We start from the raw sequence: 18,895 nt of genomic DNA, 5'->3' as shown, positions 1-18,895 counted from the left end.
TGGCATCGCTTAGATTTGAATGTCTAATGTATGCCAACTGCCGTGATGCTAAAATATGTATTTGCTCGTGGGGATACGCTGATTATCTCAATAAAGCAATGAAAGAAGCCGCTAAAAAAGGTAATTGATAACGCACTTCAAACAAAGGCAGTCAGGCCGGGTTACCAGGCACAAACATTGTGGTAACAGATAACATGGAACAGCTCAGCTTTTTTGATGATAATGAAGGTCTCCGTTTTCCGGAAAACCTGCTGGAATTTACGCCCGGGTTTATTCCCGGCAAAGAAGCGGTTGCCTTATTGGAGCATCTGATCAGCAGCACGCGCTGGAAACAATACGAGGTGGAAATGTATGGTAAAAAAGTTTTAACGCCCCGGCTCACTGCCTGGTTTGGAGATGCGAACAGCGCTTACAAATTATCCGATAAGTCCTTTGACCCTCATCCCTGGACCAACGAATTGCTTGATCTGAAACTGCGTGTGGAGGCATTTGCCCACGAACATTTTAACAGCGTGCTGCTCAACTATTACCGGGATGGTAATGATTCTGTTGCATGGTATGCCGACAATGAAAAGGAGCTGGGGCCACGCCCTTTAATTGCATCTGTAAGCCTGGGGCAAGCGCGAAAATTCGATTTCAGACATAAGGAAGATCATAAAAGAAAATATTCCCTGACCTTAACCAATGGTTCTTTGCTGATCATGAAGGGAGATCTGCAGCATCATTGGGAGCATAGGATCGCGAAATCAACGGCGCCTATGCGGGAGCGGATTAATTTAACGTTTAGGATTGTTAATTGAAGCCTTTGGACTACGAATGGAATTAGAAACCTGTCACCCTTGGAAGATCTTTCTATTGATTTGCCTGCGAATAAGTTTGCAATGGTATTATTTTAAAGAAAGAATTGGACTAAGCAAATTTCAAAAAATAATGAGATGAAAGGATGCCTGATAATGATCTTCAGCTTTTTTGTTGGGATTAGCTCCACCCCTGCTCAAAAGAGAGAACAACAAGAGTGTATTTCTCAATATGATTCAACCTTGAAACAGAAAGTATATTTATGGGTAGATAAAATGCCTCAATACGGAAAAGGAACTACAGATATATTAAGCTATTTTTCAGCTCATTTTCACGAGCCGAAGGATCCGGATAATTTTCAGGGATCTATAAAGATGGAATTTATAGTTACTCAAAAAGGATAGCTTAAAGGGATGAAAATAATGGATAAGGCTCCCCAGGAAATAACCGTTACGGAAAAGGAAGCCTTGAAGCTTTTTTCAACAATGCCTAAATGGGAACCAGGAACCTGTAAGGGAAAAGCTGTTCCTGTGAGAGTGCAACTGCCAATAATATTTTAATTATGATAAGTTCCAAAAAAAATAAATGGTAATATGAGCAGTTTTTATCGGCTACCATTCAATGTGATTTAGAAAAAAGAGGGGAGATTGATGTCGTATTAGGAGAATCAAATGATACCCCTGGAATAGGATGGGAAATGTTAATTGAGGAAGATTCTCCAAAATTCAATCAAGCGCTCAGTTTATTTATTGATTTAATAGATAATAACCTACTTAAATTGAAAGAAATTGGAGTTTCAACAAGTGAAATATCGTTTTGGTACATGTATGAATATGAACAACAATGCAATATGGAGTTCAGTCCTGATATTACGAAGAGAATTGGTGAGCTGGGGATAGTATTATGTATTAGCTGTTGGGAGAAATGATTCCAGTAGCAGGGCTTATACCTCATTGTAGCCGGCTGGCTGATATACCTGCTGTTTTTTAAAAAACGTATACCTGAACACTAGCTGGTATGGAATTTTTTACCAATTCCATATTATTTTATATAGTCTCCCCAGAGGATTAAAATTAAGTAATGACAAATAAAATAGTATTCGTTCTATCAATAATTCTAGCCCTTTTTGCAACAGCCATTGCCCCAAATAACACAACTGATAAAATGCATTCAGCTGTTGATGCAAACACACAGAACTCTATAAAGAAATTTCTACGCAAGACAGCATTTTCTTTACCGCTTTTAATAGATGTGACACCATTACTTACCGGCAATATTTGACCAATGATTTTGAATTCTACCACGACTTAGGAGGGCTAGCTATGACCATGGAAAGATGAATAATAATTAGGCCACAGTTGTTTGTTCTTGCAATAATATTGATCCCAATATTGGCCTGACAGTGGAATATAAGCCTACATTCATTAATAAAAATATTAATGCATTGACACCCAGCAAATTAACACAAAAGTTCTGTTGCCCGGATAAAAATTCGATGTATTTTGCAGCCTCGAAGGTTTTTAACCCATCCCTATATGCGATATTTCTACGGAGTACCCTTATTACTATTATTCATTGTGAATATGGTTTGTGCCCAGGACAGCACTTTACAGAAAGTGCCCGCTAAATATTTCTCACAGGTTACCGGTAAGTCCCAAAGAATGCAGCAGCAGGTTGATAAACGCACTGATAAAGCTTTGCAACGCTTGCAGCGGCAGGAAAAAAAATGCAATCCAAACTGGCTTTTTATATAACCAGCTTGTATCCAGAACAGATCCTATAAAATTAAGGTCAGGATATAATTTTTGAGGATGCAGATAGTATGCGTACTATGAAAAGACTTTTGTTTAACAATTTTGTATGCCCATCAAACCTCAATGTGTATATAACTTATAAATAACAGATCCTATATGACACAAGTTAAAAACATTCTATTGTTCTGCATTTTCTTTTTTGGTGCTTTTGGTGCGGTACATGCCCAGGTAAGTGGCTCCTTTACGGTAAATGGAGATTTAACTAAGTACTATCCAGTAACTTTTAACGATAGTATAGCATGGTTTAATAATATCGCTACTCAACTGGAAATCGGCCGGTCTTCTCTCCATAATGATAGCACTTATAGAGGCTCCATTATTGCAAAGTTTAGTTTCCACACCACTCAATGGGGAAATGGATCAAATTTTATTGATGCTGATATCAAACAAACCACTACCGTCAATCCAAAATTGATTGCTGGTTGGCGGGATGCATCCATCTTAAACGGTTCCTATCGGGTTATTATTTGGTTAAGGGGGCGTACTTCTTATTCTTACAGATCTAATTATCCTGTAAACCCGGTGGTATACGATGGGATACAAAATCCCCTGCCATTTCAGGAAGTTGGCGGTCCGGCGCATTCCTATAAAACAACCGTTGACAGTACGGTTAACAATTATGGTATGTCTTATGGCAATACTGCCTACTTTAATGGAACTGGTAATAATTATTTTGCTGGGAAAATAGGAATTAGCACTACCAATCCTATTTTTTCGTTGCAGAGTGCCTCTTATAACAATACAGGTGCTGCCAGCTCATTTTTATGGGGTCAATATTACGGAACAGCAGTCGGGGTGCCAGGTACATCTTCCTCGTACTATGCGTTCCATGTAATCTCTAATGTGAATCAAAACGCTGCCGGATTAACTGGAGGAGCTAAGAGCCTTTTTTTTGTTAGGCCCGATGGAAATATAGGTATTGGTACTACCACACCTCAGGCAAAACTGGCTGTAAATGGCGACATATTCGCACAGAAGATAAAAGTAACACAAACCGGCTGGCCGGATTATATATTTGGTGAAGATTATGCTTTGCCTTCTTTAGCAGTAGTAGAGAAATATATTAATGAGCATAAACATTTACCAGACATTCCTGCTGCATCAGCAGTGGAAAAAGATGGGTTAGATGTAGGAGACATGAACAAAAAATTACTACAGAAAGTAGAAGAGCTCACACTATATATCATTAGTTTAAATAAAAAAAACGAAGCGCTGGAACAACGCCTTTCTGAACTAGAGCTTCAGACAAGTAAAAAATGATATCCAAAAAACAATAACCCATACTTTCTGCTGCATGTTTTCATAAGCGATCATAGTCACCCTAAATGTGAATGTTAATATCTGTGTTATGCCCGCTGGTTAAATCTCCAAAATAATTGCGTACATGCCTTTCCTCACAGGAAAAGCATGTACCCGGAACAGATCCTATTAAACTAGATTTGGTTATTAGTTCTTGGACACGAATTTGGACATGCTTGGGAAATTGATAATGGTTTAGTTAAGCCCTATCCAGGTAGTTTCAAAGGCGATATATGGATTTCAAAGCAGTAGCTGAAAATATTAATTTAAAAAATGATTGGCGAAAAAACGTAGAAACATCAGCAACTCATCTGGAAAATATAATGAGAGCACAAATGATCGGCCCTAATAAGCGTAAAGAGTATTTTCAACAACCGGATGCAAGTGACAGATGGCCAACGATAAAGCCTGGATTTGATTATTTACATGTTAGTCCTGATTATACAAGTTTAAGATTAGTTTAAATTGCTTGAAAGACAAGGCATGACCAATTTACTCAATCCTTTCTTAAATGTTTATTACAAAAAACAATAATGCTTTGGCTGTTTATAAGAACATAACAAGAAAGCAATTTTACCCTTCACAAAAACATCCCTTCTTCCTTATCCACGGCCTTTTTCAGCATCCCAACAAGCTGTTATTCAGTAAATTAACACAAAAGTTCTGTTGCCCGGATAAAAATTCGATGTATTTTGCAGCCTCGAAGGTTTTTAACCCATCCCTATATGCGATATTTCTACGGAGTACCCTTATTCCTATTATTCATTGTGAATATAGTTTGTGCCCAGGACAGCACTTTACAAAAAGTGCCCGCTAAATATTTTTCACAGGTTGCCAATAAGTCCCAAAAAATGCAGCAGCAGGTTGACAAACGCACCGCCAAAGCTTTGCACCGCCTGCAAAAGCAAGAAAAAAGAATGCAATCCAAACTGGCAAAGATCGATTCCGTTGCTGCAAAAAACATTTTCAGTCATTCTATTGATTCACTCGGTAGTTTAAAATCAAAGCTGCAGCAAAAAGCAGGGAAGTATAATCCATCTGCATTAGGCGCTAATTATTCCGGTTACCTGGATACATTGCAGAACTCTTTGTCCTTTCTCAATCTTGGCGGCCAGTCTAAAGCCTTACAGGCTAAGGTAGGTGGTTCCCTGAAAAGTGTGCAGGACCTGCAAGCGAAGTTCCAACAGGCGGAACAAATTAAAACCTACATCCGCGAACGCCGGCAACAATTGAAAGCGCAACTCGCGCAGTACACCGGCTTCACTAAGGATCTTCAGAAATATAATAAGGAAGCTTACTACTACGGGCAACAGCTAAAGGAGTACAAAGAAGTACTCAAAGACAAAAAGAAGGCAGAAGCCAAAGCCATGGAGGTTTTGAAGAAAGTACCTGCCTATAATGACTTCCTGCAAAAACATTCCCAGCTGGCAAGTTTATTCAACCTCTCGGGCGGTAGTAACACCGCACAAAACCTGGAAGGCCTGCAAACCCGCAACCAGGTGGAGCAGCTTATACAACAACGCTTAGGCGGCAGCGGGCCCGATGCACGTGCAGCTGTAAGCCAGCAGATGTCACAGGCCAGGGAGCAGTTTAATGAGCTGAAGAAGAAATTCCCGGATGTAGATAACGCTGCAGATATGCCGGACTTCAAGCCCAATGAAATGAAAACGAAAAGCTTTTTGCAGCAGCTGGAGTTTGGAGGTAACATGCAGTTTGCACGCTCTACACAATTCTATCCCACCACCAGTGATATTGCCGGGCAGGTAGCTTACAAATTCCATAAGAACGGTACTGCCGGTGTAGGCGCTGCCTATAAGCTGGGCATGGGTACCGGGTTTGATAACATCCGCTTTTCCAGCCAGGGCATGGGCTTACGGTCTTTCCTGGACTGGAAGCTGAAAGGCACTATTTATGTAAATGGTGGCTTTGAAGAAAATTACACCAGCAATTTCCAGAACACGCAGTTGTTAAAGGATGTAGACAACTGGCAGGGGAGTGCCCTGATCGGCATCAGCAAAAAGTACAAGATCAACAGCAAGCTGAAAGGCAATGTCATTTTGCTGTATGACTTTTTATATAATCAGCACGTACCAAGAACGGATCCTATAAAATTAAGATTAGGATATAATTTTTGAGGATGCAGATAGTATGCGTAGCAGGAGAAGAATTTTAACGTTTATACGAAATAGTTATTATAATCCCTTACATATGAAGAAATATACCTCTGTTCTTATGGCAATATGTTTGTTTCCTTTATTTAGCCAGGCACAAATTACTCAAACCTTTGACAAGGTTGGCATAGGCACAGCACCCGTTAATCTGCTGCATGTTGTTTCTGCTACAGAGGCTACTTCAGGCAGTATTAACACCTATAATGTGAATATAAGCCAGGGCGGCAGCGCATTGGCATTGGGGGGTAATGCCTCTTACAGCTATTTACAAAGCTTTAATTCAAAACCTCTGCAGATCAACCTGGCAGGCAACAATACCCTGTTGAATGCCGCAGGTTTGGGCAATGTGGGGATAGGTACTGCAAATCCTGCTTTCCCCTTGCATGTGGTAACCGCTTCCGGAGCATCCGGTATTACAGCCCAAAGTACAGTTGCCTATTCCGCCAATAGCGGGGCTTTTGTAAGATTGTACAATAGCGGCACTCCAACTGCCGCTAATCAGCGTTTAGGCGGCGTACTGTTTGGCTCTAATCCAGACGTGGGAGTCTACAGGACAGGCGCCCAGATAGAGGCAATAACAGCCGGCGCCTGGACGGATGGCACTATTCATCCTACCGTCCTCCGGTTCCTGACAGTACGACAAGGCAGCTCAGTTGTTGCAGAACGTATGCGCATTAACGATGAAGGCAATATCCTGGTAGCGCAGGGAACTCAGTTTGGAGTAGCCCTCACAGACCGTTTTACCTATGACAGCAAAATTCAGCCCCATTATGGTATGCAATGGATAATGGATAGCTGGAATTCAAACGGCCCCACCTTATGGACGGCTGCTTATGGAGGTATGAAATTCTTTACCCAGGGTACTTCAAGAGTGACCATTACCGGCAGCGGCAACGTAGGCATTGGCACGGATGACACCAAGGGGTATAAGTTTGCCGTAAATGGAGATGCCATGTTTACCAAAATAAAAGTGAAAACCTATACTTCCTGGCCTGACTATGTATTTGCAGACGATTATCAATTACCAGCTTTGTCAGAGTTAGCCGGCTATATACAACAGCACAAACACCTGCCGGATATGCCAACTGCTGCAAATGTGGAAAAGGAGGGCCTGGATGTAGCGGAAATGAATAAAAAACTGTTACAGAAAGTGGAAGAACTCACACTCTATATTATCAGTTTAAATAAAAAGAACGAAACATTGGAGCAACGTCTCTCCGGACTTGAGCTTCAAGCAAGTAAAAAATAATATTCCCCCAACTAATTATCAGCTTATGTATAAGATTGCACTTTTATCATTGCTTTTCTCTCCGTTATTAGTCTTTTCACAAAATAGCATATTCCCCACAAACGGGAATAATGTCGGTATTGGCACTACTACTCCCGGCCATAGGCTAACGATTGAATCTACGGATTCCACCTTGGCTAATATCATCCGGCTGGAACACAATGGAATTAATGGAGGCACAGTTTTCCTGGGAACTGCACCCACAAATTATCCGGTATTGTTGCACCGGAAAGCCAATATTTTGGAAAGTTATACAGACCTCCATGTTGGCGCTGCCAATGCAGGCAACATTTTTTTTGAAACAGGAAGAACCAGCATTACCGCACCTGTTCGCATGACGCTCGATAATTCCGGCCGCCTGGGCATTGGTACCACAACTCCCACTGCCCTCCTTAATGTCAGCGGCGGCAACATTAAGCTCAACAACCCAGGACCTTATCCTTATGGGATTAATATTGATGTGAACTTTCCGGAAGGTTGGGCAAGGGAATTTAGTATTTCGCATAGTGGTACAGGGAAACTGTTTGGTTGGGGCGTGCAGGGCTACGGATCATCCATTGTTTATGCCTACATAGGCGGAAACACCACAGCAGATGCAGCCAATGCTACCCCATGGATGGCATTCAAACCAGATGGAAGTGTTGGCATTGGCACCACTAATCCCCAGGCTAAGCTGGCAGTGAACGGAGATGTGTTTGCGAAAAAGATAAAAGTAACACAAACCGGTTGGCCGGATTATGTATTCGGTGAAGATTATGCTTTGCCCTCTTTAGCAGTAGTAGAAAAATATATCAATGAGCATAAACACCTGCCAGGTATTCCCACTGCTACTGCAGTAGAGAAGGAGGGACTAGATTTGGGAGAGATGAATAAGCAGCTGTTGCAGAAAGTAGAGGAATTAACGTTATATCTTATTGAACTTAAAAAGGAAAACGGGCAGCAAAACCAACGCATTCAACAGATGGAGCAGCACATGGCTGCTTTAAATAAAATTGTAAAGTAAGTACTATGATAAAATACACATTCCTCGCTGCTGCCATGGTCTGCGGACATATAGCATTAGGGCAAACATCCAACCGTTTTGAATCCACAGGCAACGCGGGTATCGGTACTACAACACCGGCGCAGAGATTGGAAATACTTACAAACGGCGCATCCAATTTACAGTTAACCAATAACTGGGATGTGCTGGACGCTGTAGGCGCACTTAAATTCAATATGGCAGGTACAGAAGTAGGCGCCATAGAAGTAGAAAGAACGGTGGCAGCCGGCAGGCTTTCAGCACTAAAGTTTTTTGTGCGCAGTGGAAGCGGTGTTACCGGAGAAGCAATGCGTATTAATCATGACGCTAATGTTGGCATCGGAACCACTACTCCTTTGGCAAGATTGCATATTAAAGGCCCTCAGGGCATCCCATCCGCAAAGTTTACAGTTACAGGCATACCAGAAGCAGACGCTTATCTGTCTTTTGAAAACGCTACCAATTCAACAGACAATTACATCCCATGGATAAGAGGAAGAAGTTCTTTAGCGGGGAGACCTTTCGGCCTGTTCCTGGCAGGTGAAGCAGATGATGTGCCCCCTGCTGGCGCCGATGTATTTGCTGGTGCGATAATATTGGATGGCAGGAGTAAAAATGCATCCAAATTAGCCAATAACAATGTGGTAATGATAAACAGCTTTGGTCAGAACCTGGTAGCATTTAAGGCAGATGGCAGCGTAGGAATTGGAGCAACAGACACCAAAGGGTATAAACTGGCGGTGAATGGCAGCGCCATTTTTACAAAGGTAAAGGTTGAGCCCTTTGCCGGATGGCCGGATTATGTGTTTGGAGAAGATTATGCTTTGCCTTCTTTAGCGGTAGTAGAGAAATATATTAATGAGCATAAACACCTGCCGGGTATTCCTACTGCAGCTGCGGTAAAGAAAGATGGGTTAGACCTGGGAGAGATGAATAAGCAGTTGTTGCAGAAAGTAGAAGAGCTGACGCTTTACATCATCCAATTAAAAAAAGATACTGAAGTGCAACGGCAGATGATACAAGAATTACAGGCAATAATAAAAAAATAGAGCTTATTTATGAATAAAATTATCCCCGCTGGAATTATTCAGAATATCGACAATGAATCCGGAGTAAATGAAACAGCTGCATTAATACGGTTTACCACAAAGCACAGCTCCGGAATCCACCCGCTTGCATATATGGGAGCGATAGGTACCAATGCATCTTCCACCAATGCAGTCTTTGTAATTGGTCAACGGACTGCTGAAAATGCATATAGTGAGAGATTGAGAATAGATCCTAATGGCAATGTGGCTATTGGCACTATCGATCCAAAAGGATCTAAACTGGCAGTAGCGGGTAGCATAGTCGCAGAAAAGATAAAAGTAAAATTGCAGAGTGCCTGGCCGGACTATGTGTTTGAAGAGCATTACCAGTTGCCGTCTTTATTGGAACTTGAGCAATTCGCGAAAACGAATAAACATCTGCCTGATATGCCGAAAGCAGAAGAGGTCAGGAGAGAGGGAATAGATGTAGAGGAGATGAACAGGAAACTATTGCAGAAGGTAGAGGAAATTACCTTATTCCTCATACAGCAACAAAAAACCATTGAACAACTGCAAAAAGAAGTGCTGCTGCTCGAAACCCAAAAGTAACTAATAAGATTTTTAAATGACTTTATAATGAACCTGAAATTATTATCCCTTCTTGCAGGAATTCACCTCTTATGTGGGCCCGCCTTTTCACAAAAAACTGGTTTAGATATTCCAAATTTTACTTTTCATTCGCCAAATGTTACAAATCTTGGTCAATATGGCGATTATCCCGTTGATCCGTCAACTGGTGTTCCATCTATTGATATTCCCCTGTATATTGTTAAGGGAAGTAAACTGGAATTACCATTGTCGTTATCCTATCATGCAAGCGGTATTAAGGTGGATCAGGAAGCCTCGTTTGTTGGCCTGGGATGGGTGCTAAATGCAGGAGGAATAGTTACGAGGATATTAAGAGACAAAGCAGATGAAAGTGGTTTTGGATTTAAAGCTACTGGACAGTCAATACCTGATTATAATTCACTCGATGATTTGCAGGGAGCAGGAACCGTTGGTAATCCCGATTATGTGCGGGCAGCATACACATCTTATGATAAAGAGCCTGATCTTTTTACAATATCTGCAAATGGTTTTAATGATCAGTTTTGTCTCGACAATACGGGTAAATACGTTAGTACAGGACTTGAATTAGTATCTACAAGTGTTGACCACATCAACAATCTTGTTATTGTAAAAGATAAGTTAGGAAACATTTACCGTTTTGGAAAAGCTCTGGATGGTACTGCAGCCTATGAAACTACTACCGTAGGTTATTCTTCCGTTGACAACAATGGTGGAGGAAGTAGTTTTACGACCAATCCTAGTTATACGTCCAGTTTCTACTTGACAGAGATTATTTCAGCTGACAATACAGATACGATATTATTTAAGTATAAAACGGGAATGTATTCTGATGGCAAGGTGGTAAGCATGGTCCGTTATATACCGAATGACGGAGGAGATTTATCAGTTATAGATGATGATGGACAACATTTTTCGGGGATAACTACGACCCTTTCACAAACCTCCATTCCCAATCTACAGATACCTGACAAAATACTATTTAAAAATGGATCTGTTGAATTTACCACAGCAAATGATCGACTCGATTTGCGTGGAGGTGGCAGTTTACCAGGGCAAACCCGGATCACAGGGTTTGTGGTCTATGATATTAACAGAATTATCATAAAAAAAGTGGTTTTTCAAAATGCAGATTATTTCAGCCGTACGGGAGTTGGTGCTGCTATGGATGGAATGACTGTTGCAGAACACAGGAAGAAAAGCCTCAGGCTAAATTCAGTGCAGTTTTACGATAAAAATAATGTATTTGTTAATGATTTTAAATTTCAGTATGACGAGACACCGCTGCCACCTAGAAATGTATCGTCACAGGATTTTTGGGGTTATTATAATGGAAAAATGAATGAGACCCTAATTCCTGAAACTTTTTACACGAATTCTTTTAATGATCAACCGATGTATGTAGGTGATAACAGGCAAACAGATTACAACTTCATGAAGGCTGGTGTATTAAAGAAAATAACCTATCCAACGGGCGGATATACAACTTATGATTATGCTCCGAATTATTATTTAAAAACAGAACAATCAGGGAATAAAGTTCAAAAATCTAAAACGGTTTCTTTATATGCTGTGAATCGTTTATCATCTTGTGATTTAGCGGATTTTTTAAATGGTGTGCCCGCAAGTAATGTTATGGAATTTGATATAACAGAAGATATTGGGAGCAGCAATATTAGCAGCGCTAATCTCTACGTGATGTTTAGTGATTATAAGATTACATCTAATAATAAGGCAATGACCTACAAGATAACTAATTTAACAAATGGTACCACTTATTCTTTTGAACATACCCCTAGTGAGATGTCCCAACGCGAAGTAATTAACCAGACTATAACCATAAGGAAAGGCGACAGGATTAGACTGGAAGCCAATACCAATGGGGTGACCGGTTCTGATCTAAGTATTTGTAACAGTCCTTATATTGAATCTGGACTTACTTATAATTATTGGGAAATGGTACCCATAGAACAGGTATTACCAACGCAGGCTGGCGGGTTAAGGATTAAAACCATTTCGAACTATGATATAAATAATAATCAGATTCTGAAAAAGATATATGAATATGGTGATAACCAATACTCTATTGGTGGGATAGGCGAACTTATTACAGATCCTTCAAAAAATTTTTATAATTATCCTCTTTTGTGGTCACATATTACAAAAGACTTAAAAAATATTCTGTGGTTTTCATCAGAAAGCCAAACGGAGCTGGGATTAAACAAAGGTTGCCCTGTTGATTATGAAAAAGTTATAGAAAAAGTAGTTTCGTATAATGATGATACGCCTAGTGGTAAGACAGAATACTTGTACAGCAAAACATCTGGTGATTATGAGCCAAAATCGAGCAGGAAATATCCCTATAATACTATCTATTATCCTGATTGGAAAAGAGGTAACCTTTTGAAAGTGGTCCATTATAAATTTGAGAATGCCAATTATATTCCTGTAAAAAGTATTGAATATGCATACAATGAACTGCCGGTAAATAAAATTAAAATATTAAAGGTGATTGACTATGAGCCAGATGCTTACCATGGTTTTAAACAGTCTGATGGTAGCTGGTTATATCTCATCAATAACCCTGAAAGGTTTTACTACTATAATTACTATGTGTCATGCGGAAAAGTGCGAAAACAAAAAGAGATAGTAAAAGAATATATTAATGGAGTGGCTTCTTTAATAACAGAAAGGAACTATGAATATAATAAATATCATGACGTAAGCCGGGAGTGGTCCGTAAATAGTAAATCGGAAACTGTTGAGACTATTAATAAATATACCGGTGATATTGACTATTCAAATTTGATCAGCAAGAATATTGTTGGTTTGCCAATTCAACAGGAATTCCGTGTGAATGGAAAGGTCAGAAGTGGAAGTATTTTAAAGTATAATGATTTTGGCAATCCAATTGAAAGATATCAGTTTGCATCCACAACATCTGCGCCGCCAGTGGCATATAATGCGGTTGCTACTAATCCTCCGCTCTATGAAAGGAAAGAATCACTTTTCTATGATCCAACAAAAAAGAGCCTCCAGGAGATTAAACCCGAAAATGCTATAAATACATTGTATTTATGGAGCTACTCCTATATGTTTCCTATTGCCGAGATAAAAAATGCTGATTATGCTGTGGTACAATCCATACTGGGTACTTCTGCCATCATTAATTTTGCCATTAAAAATCCAACCCCAGCTGAAGTGCAATCATTTCTGGCTCCGTTACGTGACGATGCCCGCCTTAAGACGGCAATCATAGCTACTTATACGTTTGATCCATTGACTGGAGTAACTAGCATGACGGACAATCGGGGCCAAATCACATCATTTGAATATGATGGTTTTGGCAGGTTAAAATTGGTAAAAGATCAGAATGGAAAGATCCTTAAGCAATATGATTACCAATACCAGAAACCTGTAACCCAGTAATTGATAACCCTTGAAAACAACACATATGCGATCAATTATATCATATATACTTAAAGCAGGAGCAGGACTTGCATTGCTGGGAATAAGCCACTCGCTATCCGCCCAGAACAAACCTGATGCCAGTGCCCGTCCGGCAGCTACGGCTGTTACAACGCCAGGCGCCTATACCAATACCACCATCAATTATATCCGTACCTGGGAGCCCAGTATGCCCTCATCTGATCCGGCAGCAGTAACCTCATCCACGGATGTAAATGCGGTAAGGCAAAGCACCCAGTACTTTGACGGCCTGGGAAGGCCGTTACAAACAGTCACCAGGGCGCTTACTCCCGGGGCAAAAGACATGGTAGCACCGGTGGTGTATGATGCCTATGGGCGCGAACAATATAAGTATCTTCCCTACATACCCAAAACAGGCAACACCAACGATGGAAAGTTTAAAACAGATCCCTTTAACGGACAAAAGGATTTTTACCAGGATGCAACATTAGCGCCTGGTGCCGTAGGGGAAACAATTTACTATGGGCAAACCGAGTATGAAGCATCCCCGCTTAACCGGGTACTGAAAACGTATGCTCCTGGTAACAGCTGGGCAAAGGAGGGGGGCAGCAAACCTGTAGAACTGCAATACCAGGTAAATACAACCGCTGACGGTGTTCGCATATGGGATATTCCCACCGGCGTTATCCCCACCAGCGCCGCTAACCGGGTATACACTGCGGGCCAGCTATATAAAAATATCACAAAGGACGAACGTGGTCTGCGTGTAGTAGAATTTAAGGATAAGGAAGACCATGTTGTGCTCAAGAAAGTAGAACTAACCGCTGGTGCTGCAGACGGTCATACCGGCTGGTTATGCACTTATTATGTGTACGACGATCTGGGTAACCTGCGTTGTGTAATACCACCCAAAGCAGTTGGAATAATCGGTAGCAGTTGGGTAATAGACGCCACCACCGCTAAAGAGCTTTGTTTCTTTTACCGTTATGATGGCCGTAACCGGATGATCATGAAAAAAGTACCCGGAGCAGATTCCACCGAAATGGTGTACGATGTGCGGGACCGGCTAGTATTTGCCCGGGATGGAAACCTGAAAAATACCACCCAGGCAGGTGGCGCAAAATGGCTGGTTACTTTTTATGATGCATTGAATCGTCCTACTATGATGGCCTTGTACAATTCTGCCTCCACCCGCGATGCTCTGCAAACCACCATGAACACCGCTACCAGCAATACGCAGAGTATCAGCTATACCTTTCCAGGTGTAGCTGATATGGTAGTGGCATCTCATGATGGAAGGCCGGAATATGAAGCCACCAACAGTATAACGTTCGATAACGGTTTTGATTCCGGTACAGGCCAAATGCTGGCAGAGATCAATCCATCTGCCAACCAGGGCATCACCAGTATTACGGTCACTAACCCGTTGCCCAATATCCCGGCCAGTGCATTAACCCCACTGACCTATACTTTTTATGATAGTTATACTTTTACAGGAAAGCAAGATCCGGTTGATGATTTTCTTAAACCACAATCTTATGGAAGCTCATACGCGGACGTAATTACCAGCACCAGTAATATGACCAAAGGCCTGGTAACCGGCAGTAAGGTAAGAGTATTAGGCACCGATCAATGGCTCACCACCACTATTTATTACACAGATAAAGGCCGTACCCTACAAACTATCTCGGACAATGTAAGTGGAGGGAAGGATGTAGTTACCAGTTTGTATGATTTTAGCGGAAAACTGCTCAGTACCTTTCTGCGTCATAATAATATCAAAAGTGGTGTAACCCCTGATACCAAAGTGATGACACAAAACCTGTATGATGCAGCAGGCCGGCTGAAAACTATAAAAAAGCAGATCAACGATATTGGTACGCCTAAAACAATAGTAGAAAACACCTATGATGAGTTAGGGCAATTAAAAAGCAAACGCCTGGGGGTAGTAACAACTACTCAACTGGAAACACTGACCTATGAATATAACCTCCGCGGCTGGCTCAAAAGTATCAATAAAGGCTTTGTTTCCTCTGCAGGTAGCAGCAGCAACTGGTTCGGCCAGGAATTAAGTTATGATTATGGCTTTGTTACCAATCAATATAACGGTAATATCTCCGGTAACAAATGGAAAAGTAAAAGCAATGGTATTCAGCGGGCATATGGTTATAACTATGACAATGTGAACCGTTTAACTGCAGCTGACTATTCCCAGCAGAACAGCGGCAGCACTACCTGGACCAAAGACCAGATGGATTTTTCAGTAAGCGGGATCACCTATGATGCCAATGGTAACATTGGCACCATGACACAAAAGGGAATGGTAGGGCCAAGTATAACTACCATCGACCAATTGACTTACGGCTACAAAAACACAAATGCCAGTAACAAATTGGCTACCGTTGCAGATCCCAGTAGTACCGCCACCGCTAAATTAGGAGACTTTATAAACGGTACCAATACCGGAGATGATTATGAGTACGATGTTAATGGTAACCTTATAAGCGACGCCAATAAAGGCATCACTAACATCTCTTACAATCATCTCAATCTTCCCGAAAACATAATCGTTACCGGTAAGGGAAGTATTCAATACCAGTATGACGCAGCCGGTAATAAGTTAAAGAAGATCGTTACAGACAATACCAGTACACCAGCAAAGATCACTACCACTACTTATATAGGCGGTTTTGTGTATCAGAATGACACCCTGCAATTTGTAAGTCATGAAGAAGGGCGCATTCGTACAGTATTTAAGGATGCCACACCGGTATCGTATGTATATGACTACTTCCTGAAAGATCACCTGGGCAACGTAAGAACTGTACTAACTGAACAAACGGATTTCAGCATGTACGCTGCCACCATGGAAACCCAACAAGCCGCCACAGAAACGGCTTTGTTCAGCAACCTGGATGAAACCCGTACGGCCAAACCAGTTGGTTACCCGCAGGATGAAACGACACCCGACAACCATGATGTGGCTAAGTTAAATGCTAAAGATGGTGAAAAGAAGATCGGCCCTTCACTGGTATTAAGAGTAATGGCTGGCGATACCATCCAGATAGGCGCCCGTGCATTTTATAAATCCACCGGTCCGAAAGACAATAAGACCGTTTCTCCGGAAGACATGGTGGCTTCCCTACTGCAGGTGTTTGGCGGAGCTGCAGGTTCCAGCGCTTCGCACGCCGCCCGCCAGGTAGAGAGCCTTTCACCCTTCAGGAACTTCAACAGCAATGATTATCAGCGTTTAAAGGAAAAGGATGCAGATCAAAACCAGCAGGATAAACCCAAAGCCTATCTGAATTTTGCATTATTCGATGATCAGTTTAACTTAGTGGATCAGAATAGTGGTGTACGGCAGGTGAAAGGCTCGCCGGATGAGCTTCAAACGCTGGCCGTAGATAAGATGCCGATTGAGAAAAGTGGTTTCTTGTATGTATATACCAGCAATGAAACAGCACAGGATGTGTTCTTTGATAATGTAGTGGTTCAGGATATTACAGGGCCTTTGTTGGAGGAAACGCATTATTATCCGTTTGGGTTGACGATGGCTGGGATAAGTTCGGGTGCATTGCCGGAGAAGCTGGTGAATAGGTATAAGTATAATGGCAAGGAGCTGCAGAGTAAGGAGTTTAGTGATGGAAGCGGTTTGGAGTGGTACGACTATGGGGCGAGGATGTATGATGCGCAAATTGGTAGATGGGGTGTACAAGATCCTATGGCTTTCAAATATTCTAGTGTTTCAGTTTATAACTATGTTGCGAATAACCCTATTATGTCAATTGACCCCAATGGAATGGAGGTAGAGTGGAAAAGAGGAGAGAATGTTACTAAAAAGGAATTTCGGCAGGCCAAAAGACTAACTAGGCAAGCTAGCAGAGAGTCAAGTGCATTTAGGAAGATATATACTGATTTGAAAAAATCAGATAATATACATACAATAACAGTTACAAGGAAAGTTATAAGTGAAGATAGATCTAACAGTGAGACAAAAGCAAAAGGAGGCAATGAGAACCTTACAGCAAATGGTGATGGTACAAATATCACATTTGATCTGAATGATAGGAAATGGGACTTGAAAGATCAGCCTGCCTCAACCCAACAAGCATTAGTTCTTGGACACGAATTTGGACATGCTTGGGAAATTGATAATGGTTTAGTTAAGCCGTATCCAGGTGGTTTCAAAGGCGACATAATGGATTTCAAAGCAGTAGCTGAAAATATTAATTTAAAAAATGATTGGCGAAAAGACGTAGGAACATCAGCAACTCATCTGGAAAATATAATGAGAGCACAAATGATCGGCCCTAATAAGCTTAGAGAGTACTTTCAACAACCGGATGCAAGTGACAGATGGCGAACGATAAAGCCTGGATTTGATTATTTAAATGTTAGTCCTGACTATTTTGAAACATTAAAAAAACGAATCGAATAAATATGAATTCATTTTTCTTTTTATTGCATTTGTTATTATCATCCTCTAATCCAGCAATAAGTGGTGCTAACGACACATGCCAAGTTCATAAAGTACCAATAGATACTTTATTTAGAGAGGTTAATTATTATAAATCGTATTACGAAGAATTTACAAACGACAGTATTAGTGATTATCAGGTAATTAACATAAATATGCCATTAGATGATGCTCCTGGTTCTGTACTATACTATAAGTCACAAAACAATTCTGGTGTTTTTAACTGGAAGTCTGGTCCTGATATTAAGCGGGCAAATATTGACCATAAGAAAAATGATCTTTTTAAATGCCAATTGGATAAAGTGGAAAATGGTGGCTATGTATGTATATGCGATTTAGATAACATGAACATCGTTTATTCTGTTTGTATTGTAAAAAAAGGCAGAGAAGTTATCTTCCAATATCAAGGAGTAAACAAGAATATCCTAAGTCTTAAAAATGAAAATGAAACCAAATTAGAGGTAATAATTTCGTTACTGCATTCGCTAAGATCCTTGAAAGAGATATAGTAGTCTAAAACCCTTGAGAGCGTATTTCGCTCTAATGCAAAAAGCTTAGCTATACAGCAACCGGCAAACTTGTTTATAATGGTGATATAACATACCCATGCCATAGCATGGGTATGTTATTCATGCAAGGCAAAAGCAAGATGTTGACTTTGATAATGCTACGAGAGCAATAAGCAAAACTGAAAATGCAGGTGAGGTATTTACACCAAACCCAATAGCTCCAAGAAAATACAACGAAACTCATAACCGGACAGTAATAGCTGATCAAGGAAGTGTTGTACATTAAATAAACCTATAATGAAAAAAAACGTAATCATACTATTATTACTTTCTTCATCTGTAACTGCTCAGATTAAAGTATCCCAACGGGCAACTGCATATATTTAAAACGGGGATAAGTATCTAATTTTGCCTTGTCTTCCAAATGTGAGGGA

At 40.9% G+C, this 18,895-nt stretch carries 14 protein-coding genes; 13 read left to right on the top strand and 1 reads right to left on the bottom strand.

The genetic code is table 11. From position 1 onward, the window contains the following. Window positions 1–194 precede the first annotated feature (194 nt). Entirely contained in the window at window positions 195–800 is a 606-nt protein-coding gene (locus KVT36_RS30860) for an alpha-ketoglutarate-dependent dioxygenase AlkB (protein ID WP_217607278.1), read from the top strand. A 135-nt stretch (window positions 801–935) separates the two neighbouring features. After that, the gene (locus KVT36_RS30855) at window positions 936–1,202 is read left to right on the top strand and encodes a hypothetical protein (protein WP_217607277.1); all 267 of its coding nucleotides are present in this window, start codon (window positions 936–938) and stop codon (window positions 1,200–1,202) included. A 669-nt stretch (window positions 1,203–1,871) separates the two neighbouring features. On the opposite strand, the gene KVT36_RS30850 is transcribed toward KVT36_RS30855, so the two are convergent. Continuing rightward, a complete protein-coding gene (locus tag KVT36_RS30850; RefSeq protein ID WP_217607276.1) occupies window positions 1,872–2,102 on the bottom strand; it encodes a hypothetical protein in 231 nt (76 codons plus the stop codon). 231 nt (window positions 2,103–2,333) lie between these two features. On the opposite strand from KVT36_RS30850, the gene KVT36_RS30845 reads away from it, so the two are divergent. The 11 genes from KVT36_RS30845 to KVT36_RS30795 all read left to right on the top strand — a co-directional run bounded on the left by KVT36_RS30845 (window position 2,334) and on the right by KVT36_RS30795 (window position 18,461). Then, window positions 2,334–2,552: a hypothetical protein gene (locus KVT36_RS30845; protein ID WP_217607275.1), complete on the top strand. Its 219-nt coding sequence runs from the start codon at window positions 2,334–2,336 to the stop codon at window positions 2,550–2,552. A 156-nt stretch (window positions 2,553–2,708) separates the two neighbouring features. Further along, window positions 2,709–3,872 (top strand): hypothetical protein, encoded by a 1,164-nt coding sequence (locus KVT36_RS30840; protein ID WP_217607274.1) that lies wholly within the window; start codon window positions 2,709–2,711, stop codon window positions 3,870–3,872. A gap of 272 nt (window positions 3,873–4,144) precedes the next feature. Then, entirely contained in the window at window positions 4,145–4,375 is a 231-nt protein-coding gene (locus KVT36_RS30835; protein ID WP_217607273.1) for a hypothetical protein, read from the top strand. A 261-nt stretch (window positions 4,376–4,636) separates the two neighbouring features. Then, window positions 4,637–6,046 carry a hypothetical protein gene (locus tag KVT36_RS30830; protein ID WP_217607272.1) on the top strand — a complete coding sequence of 470 codons (1,410 nt, stop codon included), beginning with the start codon at window positions 4,637–4,639 and terminating at the stop codon, window positions 6,044–6,046. Between the two features lie 97 nt (window positions 6,047–6,143). Then, window positions 6,144–7,331, top strand: a complete 1,188-nt coding sequence (locus KVT36_RS30825; protein ID WP_217607271.1) for a hypothetical protein — start codon at window positions 6,144–6,146, stop codon at window positions 7,329–7,331. A 25-nt stretch (window positions 7,332–7,356) separates the two neighbouring features. Then, window positions 7,357–8,373 carry a hypothetical protein gene (locus KVT36_RS30820; protein WP_217607270.1) on the top strand — a complete coding sequence of 339 codons (1,017 nt, stop codon included), beginning with the start codon at window positions 7,357–7,359 and terminating at the stop codon, window positions 8,371–8,373. Between the two features lie 5 nt (window positions 8,374–8,378). Further along, window positions 8,379–9,440 (top strand): hypothetical protein, encoded by a 1,062-nt coding sequence (locus KVT36_RS30815; protein ID WP_217607269.1) that lies wholly within the window; start codon window positions 8,379–8,381, stop codon window positions 9,438–9,440. A gap of 9 nt (window positions 9,441–9,449) precedes the next feature. Further along, entirely contained in the window at window positions 9,450–10,028 is a 579-nt protein-coding gene (locus tag KVT36_RS30810; protein WP_217607268.1) for a hypothetical protein, read from the top strand. A 27-nt stretch (window positions 10,029–10,055) separates the two neighbouring features. After that, window positions 10,056–13,475: an RHS repeat domain-containing protein gene (locus tag KVT36_RS30805; protein ID WP_217607267.1), complete on the top strand. Its 3,420-nt coding sequence runs from the start codon at window positions 10,056–10,058 to the stop codon at window positions 13,473–13,475. 25 nt (window positions 13,476–13,500) lie between these two features. Beyond that, the gene (locus KVT36_RS30800; RefSeq protein ID WP_217607266.1) at window positions 13,501–17,913 is read left to right on the top strand and encodes a DUF6443 domain-containing protein; all 4,413 of its coding nucleotides are present in this window, start codon (window positions 13,501–13,503) and stop codon (window positions 17,911–17,913) included. A gap of 2 nt (window positions 17,914–17,915) precedes the next feature. Then, window positions 17,916–18,461: a hypothetical protein gene (locus KVT36_RS30795; RefSeq protein ID WP_217607265.1), complete on the top strand. Its 546-nt coding sequence runs from the start codon at window positions 17,916–17,918 to the stop codon at window positions 18,459–18,461. The last annotated feature ends 434 nt before the right edge of the window (window positions 18,462–18,895 follow it).

The sequence above is a fragment of the Chitinophaga sp. GbtcB8 genome, from assembly GCF_019091455.1.
Lineage (GTDB): Bacteria > Bacteroidota > Bacteroidia > Chitinophagales > Chitinophagaceae > Chitinophaga.
This window is presented reverse-complemented; position numbering and strand designations above follow the sequence as displayed.

Bases quoted from the DNA above. Each gene is read 5' to 3' on its own strand.
- KVT36_RS30860 (WP_217607278.1), top strand. From the start codon at position 195: ATGGAACAGCTCAGCTTTTTTGATGATAATGAAGGTCTCCGTTTTCCG.
- KVT36_RS30855 (WP_217607277.1), top strand. From the start codon at position 936: ATGAAAGGATGCCTGATAATGATCTTCAGCTTTTTTGTTGGGATTAGC.
- KVT36_RS30845 (WP_217607275.1), top strand. From the start codon at position 2,334: ATGCGATATTTCTACGGAGTACCCTTATTACTATTATTCATTGTGAAT.
- KVT36_RS30840 (WP_217607274.1), top strand. From the start codon at position 2,709: ATGACACAAGTTAAAAACATTCTATTGTTCTGCATTTTCTTTTTTGGT.
- KVT36_RS30835 (WP_217607273.1), top strand. From the start codon at position 4,145: ATGGATTTCAAAGCAGTAGCTGAAAATATTAATTTAAAAAATGATTGG.
- KVT36_RS30830 (WP_217607272.1), top strand. From the start codon at position 4,637: ATGCGATATTTCTACGGAGTACCCTTATTCCTATTATTCATTGTGAAT.
- KVT36_RS30825 (WP_217607271.1), top strand. From the start codon at position 6,144: ATGGCAATATGTTTGTTTCCTTTATTTAGCCAGGCACAAATTACTCAA.
- KVT36_RS30820 (WP_217607270.1), top strand. From the start codon at position 7,357: ATGTATAAGATTGCACTTTTATCATTGCTTTTCTCTCCGTTATTAGTC.
- KVT36_RS30815 (WP_217607269.1), top strand. From the start codon at position 8,379: ATGATAAAATACACATTCCTCGCTGCTGCCATGGTCTGCGGACATATA.
- KVT36_RS30810 (WP_217607268.1), top strand. From the start codon at position 9,450: ATGAATAAAATTATCCCCGCTGGAATTATTCAGAATATCGACAATGAA.
- KVT36_RS30805 (WP_217607267.1), top strand. From the start codon at position 10,056: ATGAACCTGAAATTATTATCCCTTCTTGCAGGAATTCACCTCTTATGT.
- KVT36_RS30800 (WP_217607266.1), top strand. From the start codon at position 13,501: ATGCGATCAATTATATCATATATACTTAAAGCAGGAGCAGGACTTGCA.
- KVT36_RS30795 (WP_217607265.1), top strand. From the start codon at position 17,916: ATGAATTCATTTTTCTTTTTATTGCATTTGTTATTATCATCCTCTAAT.